At 50.0% G+C, this 890-nt stretch carries 1 protein-coding gene; it reads left to right on the plus strand.

Annotated elements, in window-relative coordinates; translation table 11 throughout:
- A partial coding sequence (locus tag E2980_RS23945; RefSeq protein ID WP_135154721.1) for an HAD-IC family P-type ATPase occupies positions 1-890 on the plus strand: 890 nt, incomplete at both ends.

Here is an 890-nt window from a genome sequence, read left to right on the forward strand (position 1 = left end):
ACGGGAACGGTCACCAAAGGGAAGCCGGAATTAACGGATATAGACGTCGTTCAAGAATCGAATCGCGAACAGCTGCTTGGATGGATTGGCTCCGCCGAGCGTAATTCTGAACACCCCCTTGCAGAAGCTATTGTTAAAGGGATTCAGGGTCAAGGCATTACTTTACCTGTCACGGAATCGTTCGAAGCGATTCCCGGATACGGAATCGTGGCTGTCATTGAAGGTCAACAATTGCTGATCGGAACTCGTAAGCTGATGGGGAAATACGAAGTAAATGTTGAATCTGCCCTTCCTAAAATGAGCAGTCTTGAAGAAGAAGGCAAAACCGCCATGCTCGTTGCGGTAAATGGGACTTATGCGGCTACTGTTGCCGTTGCAGATACCATTAAAGAGACATCCAAACAGGCGGTCTCCAGACTGCAAAGTTTAGGGCTTCAGGTCATTATGATAACGGGTGATAATGAACGCACGGCAAAAGCTATCGCTCGCGAGGCAGGAATCGCAGATGTGTTCGCTGAAGTTCTGCCAGAGGGTAAAGCTATTGAGGTAAAGAAACTTCAAGCCGCCGGGAAAAAGGTCGCAATGGTCGGGGATGGAATAAACGACGCTCCAGCTCTTGCAACGGCGGACATTGGCATGGCGATCGGAACAGGTACGGATGTAGCGATGGAAGCCGCTGATGTCACTCTCATGCGCGGTGATTTGAACAGCATCCCCGATGCCATCTTCATGAGCAGAAAAACAATGCTTAACATTAAGCAAAATCTGTTTTGGGCGCTTGCCTATAATGTCATCGGTATTCCGATTGCAGCCAGCGGTTTTCTCGCTCCGTGGCTTGCCGGGGCAGCTATGGCACTCAGCTCGGTTTCGGTCGTACTAAACGCATTGCG

The organism is Cohnella luojiensis (assembly GCF_004564235.1).
In the GTDB taxonomy this organism is placed as follows: domain Bacteria; phylum Bacillota; class Bacilli; order Paenibacillales; family Paenibacillaceae; genus Cohnella; species Cohnella luojiensis.